Here is an 18664-nt window from a genome sequence, read left to right as displayed (position 1 = left end):
TCTGTTTTGGCGTGTGGGGAGACCGTCTTGAAAATATCGAAAATACTTGTTGCCAACCGATCCGAAATTGCGATCCGAGTTTTCCGGGCAGCGAACGAGCTGGGGATAAAAACCGTCGCCATTTGGGCGGAAGAGGACAAGCTGTCTTTGCACCGCTTCAAGGCGGATGAAAGTTATCAGGTCGGCAGGGGTCCGCATCTCGCCAAGGATATGGGACCGATCGAGAGCTATCTTTCGATTGAGGAGGTCATCCGCGTGGCCCGACTTTCCGGCGCGGACGCGATCCATCCCGGTTACGGCCTTTTGTCCGAAAGCCCCGAATTCGTTGAGGCCTGTAACAAGGCTGGCATCACCTTCATCGGACCGACGGCAGATACGATGCGCCAGCTCGGCAACAAGGTTGCCGCCCGCAATCTGGCGATCTCGGTCAATGTTCCCGTTGTTCCGGCAACCAAGCCGCTGCCGGACGATATGGCAGAGGTGGAGCGGCTGGCCGAAGAGATCGGTTATCCCGTGATGTTGAAGGCCTCCTGGGGCGGCGGCGGTCGCGGCATGCGCGCCATCCGCAAAAAGGAGGATCTGGCACGCGAGGTCACCGAGGCCAAGCGCGAGGCGAAGGCTGCTTTCGGCAAGGACGAGGTCTATCTCGAAAAGCTGCTCGAGCGCGCCCGCCACGTCGAGAGCCAGGTTCTCGGTGATACCCACGGCAATGTCGTGCATCTGTTCGAGCGCGATTGTTCGATCCAGCGCCGCAATCAAAAAGTGGTTGAGCGCGCGCCGGCACCCTATCTCAGCGAAGCGCAGCGTCAGGAACTGGCCGCCTATTCCTTAAAGATCGCGGCTGCGACCAATTATATCGGCGCCGGCACGGTCGAATATCTGATGGATGTCGATACCGGCAAATTCTACTTCATCGAGGTCAATCCGCGCATCCAGGTGGAGCATACCGTTACCGAAGTCGTGACCGGCATCGATATCGTCAAGGCGCAAATCCATATTCTGGAAGGGGCCGCCATCGGCACGCCGGAATCGGGTGTGCCGAAACAGGAAGATATCCGCCTCAACGGCCATGCGCTGCAGTGCCGTATCACCACGGAAGACCCGGAGCACAATTTCATTCCCGACTACGGCCGCATAACGGCGTACCGCTCGGCTTCCGGCTTCGGCATTCGTCTGGATGGCGGGACGTCCTATTCGGGGGCGATCATCACCCGTTACTACGATCCGCTTTTGGTGAAGGTAACGGCCTGGGCGCCGCAGCCGGATGAAGCGATCAGCCGCATGGACCGCGCGCTGCGCGAATTCCGAATTCGCGGTGTTGCGACCAACCTGACCTTCCTCGAGGCCATCATTGGCCACGCGAGTTTCCGCAACAACACCTATACGACCCGCTTCATCGATTCGACGCCGGAGCTGTTTGCACAGGTCAAGCGTCAGGACCGCGCTACGAAGCTGCTCACCTACCTTGCCGATGTGACGGTGAACGGGCATCCGGAAACCAAGGGCCGCGTCAAGCCGCCGGCAAATGCGGCACAGCCGGTGGTTCCCTACATCGATGCGCCGACGCCTGATGGTACCAAGCAATTGCTCGACCGGCTGGGGCCGAAGGGCTTTGCCGACTGGATGCGCAACGAAAAGCGGGTGCTGGTAACGGACACGACGATGCGCGACGGCCATCAGTCGCTGCTGGCCACGCGCATGCGCACTCATGACATTGCCGGCGTCGCAAGCGTCTATGCCAAGGCCTTGCCGCAGCTTCTGTCTCTGGAGTGCTGGGGCGGCGCCACTTTCGACGTTTCCATGCGCTTCCTGACGGAAGACCCGTGGGAGCGCCTGGCGCTGATCCGCGAGGGTGCGCCGAACCTGCTGCTGCAAATGCTGCTGCGCGGTGCGAACGGCGTCGGGTACAAGAACTATCCCGACAATGTCGTTAAATATTTCGTCCGTCAGGCCGCGAAGGGCGGTATCGACCTGTTCCGCGTGTTCGACTGCCTGAACTGGGTGGAGAATATGCGCGTATCGATGGATGCGATCGCCGAAGAGAACAAGCTCTGCGAAGCGGCCATCTGCTACACGGGCGATATCCTCAATTCTGCGCGTCCAAAATACGACCTGAAATATTATACCAACCTCGCCGCCGAGCTGGAGCGCGCAGGCGCGCACATCATCGCCGTCAAGGATATGGCGGGACTTCTGAAGCCTGCCGCTGCCAAAGTGCTGTTCAAGGCGCTGAGGGAGGCGACCAGCCTGCCGATCCATTTCCACACGCATGACACATCCGGCATTGCGGCTGCGACCGTGCTTGCCGCCGTCGATGCGGGCGTGGATGCGGTGGATGCCGCCATGGACGCGCTTTCGGGCAACACGTCCCAGCCCTGCCTCGGTTCCATCGTGGAAGCGCTGGCCGGATCGGAACGCGATACGGGTCTCGATACCGAATGGATCCGCCGCATCTCGTTCTACTGGGAGTCGGCGCGCAACCAGTATGCGGCTTTCGAAAGCGATCTGAAGGGCCCTGCCTCGGAAGTCTATCTGCATGAAATGCCCGGTGGGCAATTCACCAATCTCAAGGAGCAGGCGCGCTCGCTCGGTCTTGAGAGCCGCTGGCACGAGGTCGCGCAGGCCTATGCCGACGCCAACCGGATGTTCGGCGATATCGTCAAGGTCACGCCGTCCTCCAAGGTTGTCGGCGATATGGCGCTGATGATGGTGAGCCAGGATCTGACGGTCGCCGACGTAGAAAATCCTGATCGCGAAGTGTCCTTCCCGGACTCGGTGGTTTCGATGCTGAAGGGCGATCTTGGGCAGTCGCCAGGCGGCTGGCCGGAAGCCTTGCAGAAAAAGGCGCTGAAGGGTGACGCGCCCTATACGGTTCGTCCCGGCTCATTGCTGCCGGATGCCGATCTCGACGCGGAAAGAAAGGCGATCGAGACCAAACTCGAGCGTTCCGTGAACGACTTCGAATTCGCATCCTATCTGATGTATCCGAAGGTGTTCACCGATTTCGCGCTGACCTCCGAGACTTACGGTCCGGTTTCCGTGCTTCCCACCCATGCGTATTTCTACGGCATGGAGGACGGTGAAGAGCTGTTTGCCGATATCGAGCGCGGCAAAACGCTGGTCATCGTCAATCAGGCCTCTTCCGGCACTGACGATAAGGGCATGGTGACGGTGTTCTTCGAGATCAACGGCCAGCCGCGCCGCATCAAGGTGCCGGATCGCGCTCATGGCGCCTCCGGCTCTGCGGTGCGCCGCAAGGCGGAACTCGGCAATGGCACACATATTGGTGCGCCGATGCCGGGTGTCATCAGCCGCGTATTCATCAATCAGGGTCAGGAGGTCAAGGCCGGCGACGTGCTCTTGTCCATCGAGGCCATGAAGATGGAAACCGCGCTTCACGCCGAACGCGATGGCAAGGTCGCCGAGGTTCTCGTGCGCCCGGGTGACCAGATCGACGCAAAGGATCTGCTGATCGCCTACGCGGAATGATGCTCACACGGCATCGCTAGCCGCGATATTTTGTCTTTCCTTATAAACGCCCGCCCTCCCGGCGGGCGTTTTGCTGTTGCACCTTCGCTAAAACTCAAATATGCATGTTCGTGCACGTTTGTTCCCGTTTATGCATGAGTCCCGATGAGCGATCATTTTGTCAGCGAGCGACAGGCGCTCATACTTGCACAGTTGCGGCAAAGCGGCCGAGTGCTTGCGCAGGATCTGGCCCAGAATTTCGGCGTTTCGGAAGATACTGTCCGCCGGGATCTGCGGGATATGGCGGCGCGCGGGGAGTGTCTGCGCGTCTATGGCGGGGCGTTGCTTTCCGACAGCAAGACGGTGCCGCTGAAGACGCGGATCGCCGAGGATGCCGATCGCAAGGCTTCGTTGGCGCGCGCAGCAATACCGCTTCTTGAGCCGGGCATGGTCGTCTTCATCGATGCCGGCTCCACCAATCTGGCCATTGCAAGGGCTATCCCCGCCGGTCTCAAATTGACGGTGGTAACGAATACGCCTGCTATTGCCGCTGAACTCACGGGGCGGGCCGGTATCGATTTGATCATGATCGGCGGAAAGGTCGATCCGGCCGTCGGTGCGGCCATCGACGCCATGGCGTTGCGACAACTCGAGCTGATGCGGCCCGAGCTGTGTATTCTCGGCGTTTGCGGTGTTGCGGCTGAGACCGGCCTGTCGGCGGATATTTTCGAGGATGCCGTGTTCAAGCGGCTTGCCTGCAGCGCCAGCCAGCGGATCGTTGCCGCCATCACCACGGAAAAGCTGGGCCACAAGGCGGCATTTCACGTGCATGACTTTTCTCCGCCTCTTTCCCTGGTGCTCGAACATGACGCCGACCGCATATTGGTCGAGGCGCTGTCGGCTAAAGGCGTGCAAGTTCATTTCGGCGACGATGACGCCGTCCAATTCTCTCACGGTCAAGTCTGAAGGATATTACCGATGAACGGCCCCACGACATTTTCGCCGACGGTCAAGCGCTCGTCCTATCTGACGCGGCACAGGCTCGGTGTATCCCTGCTATTTTTGATGAACGGCTTCATGATGGGATCGTGGGCGCCCAAAATACCGGAATTTGCGGCGCGCTTATCCCTCAGTGAAAGCGCGCTCGGCCTCATCATTCTGGTTTTCGGCGTCGGCTCGCTGGTTTTCATGCCGATCGCCGGTTCCCAGATCGCCCGTTTCGGATCGCGCACGGTTAGCCTTGCGAGTGCGGCTATTTTCTTGCCGACACTGCTTTTCATCTCCTGGGCAGACACGATCTGGGCAGGTGTGATTGCGGTTTTCCTGTTCGGCGGGCTGACGGGGGCGATGGATGTCGCCATGAACGCCAATGCGGTGGCGGTCGAGCGTGACATGCGCCGCGCCATCATGTCTTCGTGCCATGCTTTCTGGAGCCTGGGCGGCCTGATCGGTGCCGGTCTCGGCGGATATCTCATCACGGCCATTGGCGTGCAGGGGCATGCGGTCGCGTTGACGGTCATCGCCCTTGTCTTGCTCGTCGTCGCGTGGCCGCGCGTTCTTGCGGATCGCCCGCATGCCGAGGAGGAGCGTCCGAAAGGTGGCTTGCCGCTGACGCCCTTGCCGTGGATTATCGGTCTGATGGCGCTGTTTTCGATGATTCCGGAAGGCGCGATCCTCGATTGGGGTGCCCTTTATCTGCGCAATGAACTCGGCGCTTCCGTGTCCCAGTCCGGTTTCGCTTTCGCGGCCTTTTCCATGACCATGGCGGCCATGCGTTTTGCCGGCGATCTGGTGCGCGACCGGTTCGGCGCGGTCAACACCCTGCGGTTCTGCTCGGTCATGTCGATTGCGGGTCTTCTGATTGCGGGTCTTGCGGGAAATTCCACGTTCGTGATCATCGGCTTCGCTATTGCCGGCATCGGTATTTCCAACATGGTGCCGATCGCCTTTTCGGCGGCGGGGAACATGCCGGGACTGGCACCCGGCATCGGCCTGTCGGTCGTCACCACCATGGGTTATTCCGGGATTCTGGTAGCACCCTCGGCTATCGGCTTCATTGCCGAACATACCGGCCTTGCCAGCGTATTTCTCGCTCTGCCGTTGTTGCATGTGGTGGTTTTGCTGCTTTCGCGGCTCGCCCGGCATGCGGATGGTGCGGGCAAGGAATAGGCGTCTCGAATTTTGCCATGATTGCGGTAAAGTAGAAGCTCTTATGCGTTGGGTGTTGACAAGCAGGCCCCCTTGTTTCACCTCAATTGCCAGACCTTGCCGCAAGCTCCAGAGACCGCCATGACGTCACACGCCGATTACGATCCAAAGCCCCGCCGTGCATCCGTTGCCGTCGACGTAGGGGGCGTCATCGTGGGTGGCGGTGCGCCTGTCGTCGTACAATCCATGACCAATACCGACACGGCGGATATCGACGCCACCGTGCAGCAGGTGGCGGCACTCTTCCAGGCCGGTTCTGAAATGGTGCGCATCACCGTCGATCGCGATGAGAGCGCTGCCGCTGTGCCGAAAATCCGCGAACGGCTGCTGCGCCTTGGCATGGACGTGCCGCTGATTGGCGATTTCCACTATATCGGCCACAAGCTTCTGGCCGATCATCCGGCCTGTGCCGAAGCACTGGCGAAATACCGCATCAATCCCGGCAATGTCGGCTTCAAGGACAAGAAGGACAAGCAGTTCGGCGAAATCGTCGAAATGGCGATCCGTTATGACAAGCCGGTTCGCATCGGTGTGAACTGGGGGTCGCTCGATCAGGAATTGCTGACGACGCTGATGGACAAGAACAAGGAGCAGGGTTTTCCGCTCTCTGCCCGTCAGGTCACTCGCGAAGCCATCGTCCAGTCGGCACTGATTTCCGCAGAGCTTGCCGAAGAAATCGGCCTGCCGCGCAACCGCATCATCCTGTCTGCCAAGGTCAGCCAGGTACAGGACCTGATTGCCGTTTATTCGATGCTGTCGGAACGCTCCAACCACGCACTGCATCTCGGTCTTACCGAAGCCGGCATGGGTTCCAAGGGCATCGTCGCCTCGTCTGCCGCCATGGGTTATGTGCTGCAGCACGGTATTGGCGATACGATCCGCGTGTCGCTGACACCGGAGCCGAACGGCGACCGCACCCGCGAGGTGCAGGTGGCGCAGGAATTGCTGCAGGTCATGGGTTTCCGCCAGTTCATTCCGGTGGTTGCGGCATGTCCCGGCTGCGGGCGCACCACCTCCACCGTCTTTCAGGAACTTGCCCAGAATATCCAGAACGACATTCGCAAGAACATGCCGATCTGGCGTGAAAAATATCCCGGTGTGGAAGCGCTCAATGTTGCTGTCATGGGCTGCATCGTTAATGGCCCCGGCGAAAGCAAACATGCCGATATCGGCATTTCACTGCCCGGAACCGGCGAAAGCCCCGCCGCACCGATCTTCATCGATGGCGAGAAGGCGCTCACCCTGCGCGGTCCCAACATCGCCGCGGATTTTGAAGCGCTTGTGATCGATTACATCGAAAAGCGTTTTGGCCGGAAAGATGCGGCGGAGTAAAAACTACCGTGAAAATGCCGAAATTCCACTGTCATACCGCCTGAACCCTTCGGAGCATCAAAACACATGATCAAAAAAATCGCGATCGTTGCCCTTTGCGGGACCTATCTTTCCGCCTGCACCACCACCGATCCCTATACGGGTGAGCAGAAGATGTCGAACACGGCGGGCGGCGCTGGTATCGGCGCTGTCGTCGGTGCTCTCGGTGGTCTGGCTGTCGGCGGTTCGCCGGTCGGTCGCCGCAACGCAGCCCTCATCGGCGCCGGCATCGGTGCCCTCGCCGGTGGCGCAATTGGCAACTATATGGATGGCCAGGAGGCCGAGCTTCGCGCCCAGCTGCAGGGAACCGGCGTTTCCGTTAGCCGCCGTGGCGACAGCATCGTTCTCAACATGCCGTCGAACATCACCTTCGCGACGGATCAGGATCAGGTCATCCCGCCCTTCTATCAGACGCTGGATTCCGTCGGCATCGTGCTGAACAAGTTCAACCGCACGCTCATCGACATCAACGGCCATACCGACTCTACCGGCAGCCAGCAGCACAACCAGGCGCTTTCCGAGCGTCGTGCGGCGTCTGTTGCAAACTATCTCGGCGCACGCGGCGTCGACCAGCGCCGCATTTCGACACTCGGCTTCGGCCCCTCGCAGCCGATCGCTTCGAACGCAACGCCGGATGGCCGCGCCCAGAACCGTCGCGTCGAAGTGCTGATTTCGCCGCTCAAGGGCTGATTGGCTGAAAAACGGTGAGCCGGGAAACCGGCTCAGCTTTTCCGTTCGGCGATGAATCTGGCGGCCGCGATGAGTATCGCGGCCTTTTCGCCGTAGGGGGCCAGAAGTTCGGAGGCTTCCGCCACCTGTTCCTGAAGCTTGCCGCGCGCCCAGTCTTCACCGCGTAGTGCCACCAGCGTTCCCTTGCCGCGTGCGGCATCCTTGCCGGTTGCCTTGCCCATGGTGGCGGCATCGGCCGTCAGGTCCAGGAGATCGTCGGCAAGCTGGAAGGCAAGGCCGATCTTTTCACCGAAGAGGCGCAGTCTTTGCCTTTCGGAAACATCGCTGCCGGCGATGATCGCGCCTGCCTCGCAGGCGAAGCGCAGCAACGCACCGGTTTTCATAGCCTGCAATGTAATAATGCCGGTCTCATCAGGTGCGTTCTTTTCCGCAGCCAGATCAAGCGCCTGACCGCCCGCCATGCCGCCGATGCCTGCGGCGCGGGCGAGGGAGAGTACGAGAGCCGCCTTGCGGTCTGCCTGGAGAGGATTTTCGTCCGATGCGATAATGTCGAAGGCGAGTGTCAGCAGGCTGTCGCCTGCGAGAATGGCGGTCGCCTCGTCGAATTTGCGGTGCACTGTCGGCTGGCCGCGGCGCAGGTCGTCGTCATCCATCGCTGGCAGATCGTCGTGCACCAGCGAGTAACAATGCAAGCATTCCAGCGCGGCACCGACGTGATGGGCTGCTTCGGCATTTCCGCCGAGCAAGGCCGTGCTTTCTATGACCAGGAAGGGCCGCAGGCGTTTGCCGCCGTTCAGCACACCATGACGCATGGCGTCGAGCAGGTTTTGCGGGCGCGTAATCTCATCCGCACGCGCCTCTGCGGAAAGCAGGCGACCAAGCAGGGATTCGGTCTGTGCCGCGTTATCGCGCAGCTTCGTTTCGAAATTCGTCATCTGAGCGTCCATGCCGCGCTCTTTGGCATGGCGCGCGGGGTCAGGCAACCTTTTCGTGATTCCTGAGGTCAACTGTTTGACCGGACTCGCCTTGAAGGCGGCAATGGAATATGAAAGGCTTCGATTGGTGCGGGGCTTTGACGAATATTGAGCAGTACGCCTGAAAGCGACGCAGATTACGCCGTGCTGGCGGAAGACCGGAGCAGTCCGAAGGTGGATTTTCGCACGTTGGCAAAGCGTATCATCATGACCTTGCTGGCGTTGCTGATCCTGCCCTATCTGCTGATCCCGGTTTATGCCCTGCCTTTCATGCGGCCGGTCTCGACGCTGATGCTTGCCGATCTGGTGACTCTGCAGGGTTATGACCGGCGCTGGGTGCCGCTCGAGGATATTTCGCCGCGCCTTGTGCAATCCGTAATGATGTCCGAGGACGGACAATTCTGTTTCCACGGCGGCGTTGACTGGAACCAGATGCAGTCCGTGGTCAACAATGCGCTCGAAGGCGCGTCCACTCGTGGCGCCAGCACCATTCCCATGCAGACGGCCAAGAACCTGTTCCTCTGGAACGGCCGCTCGTTCTTGCGCAAGGGGCTGGAGTTGCCGCTGGCGATTGCTGCCGATTTCGTCTGGTCCAAAAAACGAATGATGGAGATTTATCTCAACGTTGCGGAATGGGGACCCGGCATTTACGGCATCGAGGCCGCAGCACAGCACCATTTCAAGGTACCGGCGGCAAAGCTCAGCTCCCGCCAGGCGGCACTGCTTGCCGTTTCCCTGCCCAATCCCATCGATCGCGTTGCCAGCAAGCCGGGGCGTGGTTTGCAACGGCTTGCCGGCCTTATCGAACGGCGTGCCCGAGCATCGGGCGGTTATGTGGGATGCGTGCTGGACTGAGCCCAGCCCGCCGCCTCAACCCTTCTTGAAAATATAGTCGGTTTCCTGACGCAGGGTCTCGCCGGGACGCAGGATCGCGTAGGGGAAATCGGGATGATTGACGGCATCAGGCCATATCTGCGTTTCCAGACAAAAACCGGCAAAGGGGCCATAATGGCGGCCATCGAGGCCTGGAACGGGAACATTCAGCTTGAAGGCTGAATAGAATTGCACGCCGGGTTCGGTGGTGTGAACCTCAAGGGCAATGTCGGAGGCGGGCGAATAGGCGCGGGCAACCTTGCGCTTGGCGCGACGCTCGGGCGAAAGGCAGAAATTATGGTCGTAGAGCACCTGCTCGCCATCCTCCGTTCGCCGCATCGGCGTCGGGTGGCGCAGGTCGAAGACGGTGCCTTCTACGGAGCGGATTTCGCCCGTCGGTATCTGTTTGTCGTTGGTTGGCAGGTAAAAGTCAGCGGCGATGCTGATCTCATGTCCAAGTGCGGTATCAGCACCGTCGAGGTTGAAATAGGAGTGCTGGCAGATATTGGCGATGGTCGGTTGGTCGGTCACCGTTTCATAGACCACCGAAAGCACGCCGCCGTCGCGGATCGTATAGGTCGCGGTGACCGTGCAATTTCCGGGATAACCGGCGCGGCCGTCGGGATCGATGATCTGGAGAACCGCATGGCTTTCGCCGTGTTCCATCAGCATCCAGTTACGTTTGCCCATGCCGTCGCTGCCGCCATGCAGGTGGCTGACGCCTTTTTCGTTCAGTTCCAGCTGGTATTCGTGCCCGTCGATCGAGAATTTTCCGTCACCGATACGGTTGGCGTTGCGGCCGGGTGTGGCGCCGAAATAGGATGAATATTTGTAATCCTCGAATGTATCGAAGCCGAGAACGAGCGGCGGCTGGTGCCCATCGAGGCGCAGGTCCTGAATGACGGCGCCCCAGGTGATAACCTTGGCCGTCAGCCCGCCCTTCGAGATGGTGACGCGCTCAACCTTTTCGCCGGTTGCCGTGAAACCGAAATTCTCCCGTGCCGCCGCGTCGCTCATTGCGTCATTCTCCCGATATTTTTGAATTGCCGGCGGACGTTGCGTCATTTTCCGGCAATTCGCAATCCCGCAATTTACGCCGCTAGTTTACCGATCGCTTCGAGATCATAAGGCGTCGTCTGATATATCTCGTTGATCCAGTTGCCGAAAAACAGATGGGCATGGCTGCGCCAGCGGTTGAGCGGGGCAAGCTCCGGATCATTGTGCGGAAAATAATCATGCGGCAGCTTGATTGGAACGCCCGAGTTCACGTCGCGGAAATATTCATCCGAAAGCGAGGTTGAATCATATTCGACGTGGTTGAACATATAGAGCCGGTTGCCCTCTTTTTCATGCACCAGACATACGCCCATTTCCTCTGACTCCATCAGGATTTCGAGCTCCGGGTGTTTTTCGATGTCGGCGCGGCGCACTTCCGTCCAGCGTGAGACCGGAACCTGAAAGTCGTCGGAAAAACCGTTGAGATATATCGACGAGGGGCAGAGATTGCGGTGACGATAGACACCGAAAGCCTTTTCCTTCAGTTCGTATTTCGGCACACCATGGAAATGGTAGATGGCGGCCATCGCGCCCCAGCAGACGTTCAGCGTCGAATGGACGTTGGTTTGCGTCCAGTCGAAAATCTTTTGCATCTCGTTCCAGTAGGTCACGTCTTCATAATCAAGCATCTCGATGGGCGCGCCTGTGATGATGAAACCGTCGAACTTGCGGTGGCGCACCTCCTCCCATGTCTCATAGAAGGACAGGAGGTGCTCTTCCGGCGTATTTTTGGCACGATGGCCGCCGATGCGGATCAGCGAAAACTCCACCTGCAGCGGCGATGCGCCGACGAGGCGCGCCATCTGCACTTCCGTCTTGATCTTGTTCGGCATGAGATTGAGGAGCCCGATCTGGAGCGGGCGGATATCCTGCCGGATGGCCGCCGTTTCGGTCATGACCCGCACGCCCTCATGAACGAGGGTGTCGAAGGCGGGAAGCGTATCGGGAATCTTGATCGGCATGTCGAACTCTCTTTTCGGATGACGTAAAGAACGTTGCGAAAACAAAAAAACCGGCAGCGAAATCGCAGCCGGTCCCAGGAAATTAGCCTTTTCCTCGACCCTTTAGCGACTTCTTTAAAGTGGCTGCAAGCCGGTCGGCAAATCACCACTGAGGCGTTTCATAATCCCGAAGCCGACGAAAATCAATATCGGCTGATTTCATCGGGTTTCTGCCTTTCCATTTTTGCCTGAGGTGCGATAAGGCAGGGCATGGATAGAGAACGCTTCACCATTCTGCTTGGCGGCGATGTCACCGTTACCGACCGCCTCAAAGCGGCGGTTGAGGGTAGCCGTGTTATTGCGGCCGATGGCGGCATGCGCCATGCCGCACCGCTTGGGCTCACACCCGAGCTCTGGGTGGGGGATTTCGATTCCACCGACAAGGACCTGCTGGACGCCTGGCCCAATGTGATGCGACAGCCCTATCCCGCTGCAAAGGCTGTGACCGATGGCGAAATTGCGGTGTCGGAGGCCATTGCCCGCGGTGCGCGTTCTCTGGTACTTGCCGGTGCGCTTGGTGGAGCGAGAAGCGACCATGCACTTCAGCACCTTCTTTACGCGGTGGCGCTTACTGAGCGTGGTCTCAACGTTACGCTGACCTCCGGCGAAGAGGAGGCCCGCCCGCTGCTGGCGGGGTCGTTCGATCTTGATCTGCCACCCGGTACGCTGTTTTCCGTTGCCGGGTTTACCGACCTTGTGGGGCTCGATATCGGCAATGTGCGTTATCCGCTCAAGGATTTCCCGCTTGCTTTCGGCTCTTCCCGCACTATTTCCAATGTCGCGAATGGCGGCCCTGTGCATTTCTCGCTGAAAAGCGGAAAAGCCATCGTGCTCGCCCGCCCTTATGATCTGACCGGAGCCTGACGCCTTGGCACCACCAATTTTGAAACTCGATGACATCAAGCTGACCTTCGGCGTGACCCCGCTGCTCGACGGCGCCAATCTTCAGGTGGAGCCGGGCGACCGCATCTGCCTTGTCGGACGCAATGGTTCGGGCAAGTCGACCCTGATGAAGATCGCCGCCGGTCTGGTCGAGGCGCAGTCGGGCGAGGTTTTCCGTCACCCCTCCGCCACCATCCGTTATCTGGAACAGGCGCCGGATTTTGCCGGTTACGACACCGTGCAGGCCTATGCCGAGGCGGGGCTGGGACCTGGCGACGATCCCTATCGCGTTACCTATATTCTCGAGCATCTGGGCCTGACGGGACAGGAACATCCGGATAGCCTGTCCGGCGGCGAAGCGCGGCGTGCGGCCCTTGCCCGCGTCATGGCGCCTGAACCCGATATTCTGATGCTGGACGAGCCGACCAACCATCTGGACCTGCCCACCATCGAATGGCTTGAAGGCGAGTTGCAGCAGGCGCGTAGCGCGCTGGTGCTGATTTCGCACGACAGGCGTTTTCTGGAAAAGGTTTCGACCTCGACCGTGTGGCTGGATCGCGGCCAGTCCCGCCGTCTCAATCGCGGTTTTGCGCATTTCGAGGAATGGCGCGACAAGGTGCTGGAAGAGGAAGAGCTGGAGCAGCACAAGCTCGGCAAGGCCATCGAGCGTGAAGAACACTGGATGCGTTACGGCGTGACCGCGAGACGCAAGCGCAACATGCGCCGCGTGGGCGAGCTTCAGGCAATGCGTGCGGACTATCGCGGCCACAAGGGACCGCAGGGCAGCGTGCAGGCGACGGCTGCGGAGGTGCGGGAATCCGGCAAGCTGGTCATCGAGGCAGACGTCATCACCAAGTCTTACGGCGAACGCGTGATCATCGCGCCGTTTTCGCTGCGGGTGCATCGCGGTGATTGCATCGGTCTCGTCGGGCCGAACGGTGCCGGAAAGACAACGCTTTTGAAGATGCTGACCGGCCAGCTTCAGCCCGATAGCGGCACGGTAAAGCTCGGCACCAATCTGGAAATCGCGACGCTTGACCAGAAGCGTGAGGATCTCAATCCAAACGATACGCTCGCTCATTACCTCACCGACGGTCGCGGCGACAATTTGCTGGTCAATGGCGAGTTGAAACATGTGACGGGTTACATGAAGGACTTCCTGTTCCAGCCGGAACAGGCCCGCACGCCCATCCGCAACCTCTCCGGAGGTGAGCGCGCCCGTCTTATTCTTGCGCGCATTCTGGCGCGGCCTACCAACCTGCTGATCCTTGACGAGCCGACCAACGATCTCGATATCGAAACGCTCGATCTGTTGCAGGAAATCGTTGCTGGTTTTTCCGGCACGGTCATTCTCGTCAGCCACGACCGCGATTTCCTCGACCGTACCGTCACCTCCACAATCGCGCCCGCCAATCCGGACCAGCCGGACGGACGCTGGATCGAATATGCCGGCGGCTATTCGGACATGATGGCGCAACGCAAGGGCGCTGCAGAAGAAAAGCGCAAGGCGGAGAAGCAGGAAAAGGCAAAGACCGCCCCTTCCGCCTCCGCGTCGCAGGACCCCTCAAAGGCCAAGGGCAAGCTTTCCTTCAAGCAAAAATTTGCGCTCGAAAACCTTCCAAAGGAAATGGAGAAGGCGCAGGGCGAAATCGCCAAGCGTGAGCAGCGCATGGCCGACCCCAATCTGTTCACCAAGGACCCGGCTACCTTCAATACGCTGGCGCAGGAAATGACAAAGCTGCGCGAAAAGCTCGAAGCCATGGAAGAGGAATGGCTGGAACTGGAGATGCTGCGCGAGGAAATTGAAGGGTGACTGGGTCGCGATTTCTTGACTGAGGTCTCATCCACCTTTGACAGGGAGGCGGAATTGCCGTTTCCTGTGCGGGTTCGGAGGAGTTCAGAAAATGCGCATGATCTTCGTCAATCTGCCGGTCAAGAATATCGAGACATCGAGAAGCTTCTTCACGGCTCTCGGTTTCACCTTCAATCCGGAATATTCGGATGACCGCACGCTCTGCATGATCGTTGAGGAGAACATCTTCGTGATGCTTCTTCAGGAGGAGCGTTTTCGCGATTTCATCAATGGCGATATCGCCGACGCCACACGCAGCACCGAGGTCCTGACCTGTCTCACAGCGGGAAGCCGTGAGGAAATCGACCGGATGATCGAAACGGCGCTCGCCTCGGGTGGCAGCAGCTGGAAACCGGTTCAGGATCACGGTTTCATGTATGCCGGTAGTTTTCAGGATCCCGACGGCCATGTCTGGGAACTGGTGCACATGGTGCAGCAGGCCTGACGGCAGCCATCTTGCCAATCAGAGACAGCGGGACTACATCATCATCTTGATCTAACGGGGTGTCTTTTGTGCTTGCGTGCAAAAGGCTGAGAGGCTTGCCAACCCGAAGAACCTGATCCGGTTCATACCGGCGGAGGGATTAGACGGCTTAAGGCAAGCGGCTATTTCCCTTTTCGTTTTTTGAGGAGATACCCGTGCGCCGTCGTCTTTTCCTGAATTCCCTCGTTGCCGTTTCGTTGTTTCTGCCCGGTCTTGCCACTGCTCAGGACAGACAGGAACTGACCGTCTACACCTATGAAAGCTTCGTTTCCGAATGGGGTCCCGGCCCCAAGGTGAAGGAGGCCTTCGAGAAAATGTGCAATTGCACGGTCAATTTCGTCGGTGTGGCGGATGGAGTGGCGCTGCTCAACCGCCTGAAGCTTGAAGGGGCGGGGTCGAAGGCGGATGTCGTTGTCGGTCTCGACACCAATCTGGTCGCGGAAGCGAAACAGACCGGCCTCTTCGACGCCAGCGGTATCGATGTATCGGCGGCCAAGGTGCCGGGCGGTTACAAGGACGACGTTTTCGTCCCTTACGACTACGGTCATTTCGCCGTTGTCTATGACACGCAGACGATAAAAAATCCGCCGACGAGCCTGAAGGATCTGGTGGACGGCGATCCTTCACAGAAAATCGCCATTCAGGACCCGCGCACCTCCACGCCGGGGCTTGGCCTGCTGCTCTGGGTGAAGTCCGTTTACGGCGACAAGGCACCGGAAGCCTGGGCGAAGCTCCGGAAGCGCATTCTCACCGTCACGCCGGGCTGGTCGGAATCCTATGGCCTTTTCACCAAGGGTGAGGTGCCAATGGTGCTCTCCTACACCACGTCGCCTGCCTATCACATGGTCTCGGAAAAGACGGATCGCTATCAGGCTGCGGCTTTTTCCGAGGGGCACTACATCCAGATCGAGGTTTCCGGTCTTCTCAAAAACGCGCCGCATAAGGAACTGGCGAAGCAGTTCCTCGCTTTCACGCTCACATCAGGATTTCAGGATGCCATTCCGGAAAACAACTGGATGATGCCGGTCGCGGCAACGTCCACGCCCCTGCCCGAGGCATTTTCCAAACTCGTCGTGCCGCAGAAGACCTTCCTGATGGACCCGGAAGAAGTGGCGAAGAACCGCAAGGCCTGGATCGACGAATGGCTTGCGGCCATGAGCATGAACTGAGCAAGAGGCACGCCCGCGCATGATGCTGCGTCGCGACTACAGATGGTCGATCATTGGCGGAACGGCGGCGTTTGCCGCCGTTTTCCTGTTCATGGCGCTTGCTGTCTCAGCACTCCTGTCTTTCGATGCCGGCACATCCGCCGCCGGAATCGTGGATGCCTACACGCTGCGCATCCTGCGCTTCACGCTCTATCAGGCAACGTTGTCCACCGTTCTTTCCATTGTTCTCGGCCTGCCGGTGGCGCTTGCGCTCTCCCGCAGACAAGATTTTCCGGGGCGCATATGGATTGTCAGGTTGATGGCGGTGCCGATGGGGCTGCCGGTCATCGTCGGCGCGTTCGGTATCATCACGATCTGGGGCAGGCAGGGTGTTTTGAATACTGCCCTTGTTTTTGCCGGTGCGGAGCAGCCCTTCAGTATTTACGGCCTTTCCGGCATTCTCATCGCGCATGTGTTTTTCAATCTGCCGCTTGCGGTGCGGCTGATGCTGGCCGGGCTGGAGCGTATTCCGGGCGAATATTGGCGGATGGCGGCAAGTCTTGGCATGGGGCCGGTTTCGGTTTTCCGCTTCATCGAGTGGCCGGCCGTCTCGCGGCTTGTTCCCGGTATTGCCGGGCTTGTCTTCATGCTGTGCGCCACCAGCTTCACGCTGGTGCTTCTGCTGGGCGGTGGACCGGCGGCGACGACACTTGAGGTCGCAATCTATCAGGCGCTGCGGTTTGATTTCGATCCGCAGCGGGCAATCGCGCTTTCGGTTTTGCAGATTGCAATCACGGCAGTTCTGCTCGGCCTTCTTGCCTTTTTGCCATCGCCCGAGGCGGAAATTGCTTCGCTTGGCCGCCCTGTTCGTCGTTTCGACGGCAAGCGTGTTGGCGCGCGCCTGTGGGACGGAGCGGCAATCATTTTTGCGGTTCTGCTGGTCGGCCTGCCGCTTGTTGCCATAAGCGTCTCGGGCTTGGGGGCCGATCTGCCGCGTCTTTTGTCAGCGCCGATCTTCCTGCATGCGGCGGCGACCAGCCTTGCAATCGCTGCGCTCTCCGCAACTCTCGTCGTGCTCTGCTGCTTTGCGATCATCGGTGCGCGACAGGCCGTGGGTTCCAGACGGCACGCGGCTCAGCCCTTGCGCCTTTTGTCCGCCACGCTTGGGGCAGGGTCATCGCTGGTGCTGCTGGTGCCGCCCGTCGTGCTGGGAAGCGGGTGGTTCCTGTTGCTGCGGCCCTTTGGAGATGTCAGTTTTTACGCTCCCGTTCTCGTGGCGCTCATCAACATGCTAATGGCGTTGCCGCTTGCCATGCGGGTGCTGGAGCCAGCCTTTACCAGCCATTTTCTGCGCACCGGCCGGCTCTCCGCCAGTCTCGGGCTTCAAGGCCTGACACGGCTGCGATTCGCTGATCTGCCGGTACTCTGGCGGCCTTTGGTTATGGCGTTTTCCTTCGCCATGGCGCTGTCGCTTGGTGATCTTGGGGCGGTTGCCCTGTTCGGGTCGGAAAATTTCATCACGTTGCCATGGCTGGTCTATAGCAATATGGGCAGCTACCGCACCAATGATGCCGCCGGATACGCGTTCATCCTTGGCATCGTCTGCCTGCTGCTTGCCGCGGGCGGCGTTTCACGGCAATCCCAATCAGCAAGGGCGAGTATATGACGGGCGATGAATTTGCCGTGGGGCTGGACAAAGTCAGGCTGCAGCTCGGAACGCAGGATTTCGATCTCGATTGTATATTCCCGCAAGGCCAGATGACTGCCGTCGTCGGTGCATCCGGTTCTGGCAAGTCGACGCTCCTCAATCTCATCGCCGGTTTTGAATTGTCCGATTCCGGGCGCGTCCTGATCGGCGGGCGGGACATGAAGGCGCTCGATCCTTCCGAGCGACCGGTCTCCTCGATCTTCCAGGATAATAATCTTTTCGCCCATCTCGATATCTTCACCAATGTCGCGCTCGGCATCAGCCCCGGGCTGAAGCTGCGGGCGGAAGACAGGCAGAGGATCGACATGGCGCTCACACGCGTTGGTCTTGCGGGTTTTGACAAACGTTTGCCGGGCACGCTTTCCGGCGGAGAAAGGCAAAGGGCGGCGCTGGCGCGTGCGCTGGTTCGGAAAAAACCGGTCATGCTGCTGGACGAGCCTTTCGCGGCGCTAGATCCGGGGCTGCGGGCGGGCATGACCTCCCTGCTTCTCGACTTGCATGCCGAAACAAAAAATACGGTGATTATTGTCACGCACCATCCAGACGACATAAAAAAGCTGGCGCAGCGGGTGGTTTTTCTTGATCGTGGCCGCGTTGTCTATGCGGGCTCGACCACAGATTTCTTCGCCACACAAAATGTGAAGGCGGTCGACAGTTTTCTGAACGGCTGATCGCCTTATTTTCGACGCGTGCCGCTGGCAATCGCTTTAGATAACTTCAATGGCGTTAATTTGCACTTGCCAGTTTCAAGTCGTTGCCCGAGAAAAGACGAGAATTATTGCGTTCTTCAGGAATATTCCGGACTTGATGGATCGTTTTTACCGTTTCGACATTCATGGCTCGTTGGGGCGAATCTGTTATTCTGGTCTGCAATTAACGGATGATCAGGAACGTTAGGGGCAGGCATAGAGAATGAGAAATAGCATGACTGCGCAGTGGAGGCTTTTCT

The 18664-nt window shown here is 59.3% G+C and carries 15 protein-coding genes and 2 riboswitches; of the genes, 12 read left to right on the top strand and 3 right to left on the bottom strand.

The genetic code is table 11. The features are described from left to right. Window positions 1-27: 27 nt before the first annotated feature. The 5 genes from pyc to CRO62_RS17090 all read left to right on the top strand — a co-directional run bounded on the left by pyc (window position 28) and on the right by CRO62_RS17090 (window position 7737). Complete coding sequence (pyc, locus tag CRO62_RS17110) at window positions 28-3489, top strand: pyruvate carboxylase (RefSeq protein ID WP_038492474.1); 3462 nt, start codon at window positions 28-30, stop codon at window positions 3487-3489. A gap of 144 nt (window positions 3490-3633) precedes the next feature. After that, window positions 3634-4434 (top strand): DeoR/GlpR family DNA-binding transcription regulator, encoded by an 801-nt coding sequence (locus tag CRO62_RS17105; RefSeq protein ID WP_097100977.1) that lies wholly within the window; start codon window positions 3634-3636, stop codon window positions 4432-4434. A gap of 12 nt (window positions 4435-4446) precedes the next feature. Next, window positions 4447-5637, top strand: coding sequence for an MFS transporter (locus tag CRO62_RS17100; RefSeq protein WP_097100976.1), 1191 nt, complete (start codon window positions 4447-4449; stop codon window positions 5635-5637). Between the two features lie 120 nt (window positions 5638-5757). Then, entirely contained in the window at window positions 5758-7008 is a 1251-nt protein-coding gene (gene ispG / locus CRO62_RS17095; protein WP_038492469.1) for a flavodoxin-dependent (E)-4-hydroxy-3-methylbut-2-enyl-diphosphate synthase, read from the top strand. Window positions 7009-7074: 66 nt separating this feature from the next. Continuing rightward, entirely contained in the window at window positions 7075-7737 is a 663-nt protein-coding gene (locus CRO62_RS17090; RefSeq protein ID WP_045020242.1) for an OmpA family protein, read from the top strand. Window positions 7738-7769: 32 nt separating this feature from the next. Here CRO62_RS17090 and CRO62_RS17085 read toward each other — a convergent pair whose 3' ends face one another. Continuing rightward, on the bottom strand, window positions 7770-8684 hold the full coding sequence (locus tag CRO62_RS17085) for a polyprenyl synthetase family protein (RefSeq protein ID WP_097100975.1): 915 nt from the start codon (window positions 8682-8684) through the stop codon (window positions 7770-7772). 135 nt (window positions 8685-8819) lie between these two features. Between CRO62_RS17085 and mtgA the strand changes: the two genes are divergently transcribed. Continuing rightward, window positions 8820-9566 carry a monofunctional biosynthetic peptidoglycan transglycosylase gene (gene mtgA / locus CRO62_RS17080; RefSeq protein ID WP_003516563.1) on the top strand — a complete coding sequence of 249 codons (747 nt, stop codon included), beginning with the start codon at window positions 8820-8822 and terminating at the stop codon, window positions 9564-9566. A 15-nt stretch (window positions 9567-9581) separates the two neighbouring features. On the opposite strand, the gene CRO62_RS17075 is transcribed toward mtgA, so the two are convergent. Then, complete coding sequence (locus tag CRO62_RS17075) at window positions 9582-10601, bottom strand: aldose epimerase family protein (protein WP_003516565.1); 1020 nt, start codon at window positions 10599-10601, stop codon at window positions 9582-9584. 74 nt (window positions 10602-10675) lie between these two features. Beyond that, a complete protein-coding gene (gene metA, locus CRO62_RS17070) occupies window positions 10676-11602 on the bottom strand; it encodes a homoserine O-acetyltransferase MetA (RefSeq protein WP_003516567.1) in 927 nt (308 codons plus the stop codon). An 82-nt stretch (window positions 11603-11684) separates the two neighbouring features. Then, a riboswitch (SAM riboswitch) is annotated at window positions 11685-11761 on the bottom strand. A 90-nt stretch (window positions 11762-11851) separates the two neighbouring features. On the opposite strand from metA, the gene CRO62_RS17065 reads away from it, so the two are divergent. From CRO62_RS17065 to CRO62_RS17040, 6 genes are all read left to right on the top strand, one after another. Next, window positions 11852-12505, top strand: a complete 654-nt coding sequence (locus tag CRO62_RS17065) for a thiamine diphosphokinase (RefSeq protein ID WP_097100974.1) — start codon at window positions 11852-11854, stop codon at window positions 12503-12505. Window positions 12506-12509: 4 nt separating this feature from the next. Further along, a complete protein-coding gene (locus CRO62_RS17060) occupies window positions 12510-14336 on the top strand; it encodes an ABC-F family ATP-binding cassette domain-containing protein (protein ID WP_097100973.1) in 1827 nt (608 codons plus the stop codon). 91 nt (window positions 14337-14427) lie between these two features. Further along, entirely contained in the window at window positions 14428-14820 is a 393-nt protein-coding gene (locus CRO62_RS17055; RefSeq protein ID WP_003516574.1) for a VOC family protein, read from the top strand. Window positions 14821-14865: 45 nt separating this feature from the next. Continuing rightward, window positions 14866-14976, top strand: a riboswitch (TPP riboswitch). Between the two features lie 38 nt (window positions 14977-15014). Further along, window positions 15015-16028 (top strand): thiamine ABC transporter substrate binding subunit, encoded by a 1014-nt coding sequence (gene thiB, locus CRO62_RS17050; RefSeq protein WP_097100972.1) that lies wholly within the window; start codon window positions 15015-15017, stop codon window positions 16026-16028. A gap of 19 nt (window positions 16029-16047) precedes the next feature. After that, window positions 16048-17673 (top strand): thiamine/thiamine pyrophosphate ABC transporter permease ThiP, encoded by a 1626-nt coding sequence (gene thiP / locus CRO62_RS17045; RefSeq protein ID WP_097100971.1) that lies wholly within the window; start codon window positions 16048-16050, stop codon window positions 17671-17673. Further along, entirely contained in the window at window positions 17670-18386 is a 717-nt protein-coding gene (locus CRO62_RS17040; RefSeq protein ID WP_097100970.1) for an ATP-binding cassette domain-containing protein, read from the top strand. Before thiP ends, CRO62_RS17040 begins: the two co-directional genes overlap by 4 nt. Window positions 18387-18664: the final 278 nt, after the last annotated feature.

Source organism: Rhizobium sp. AN6A, assembly GCF_900215635.1.
Taxonomy (GTDB): domain Bacteria; phylum Pseudomonadota; class Alphaproteobacteria; order Rhizobiales; family Rhizobiaceae; genus Agrobacterium; species Agrobacterium tumefaciens.
This window is presented reverse-complemented; position numbering and strand designations above follow the sequence as displayed.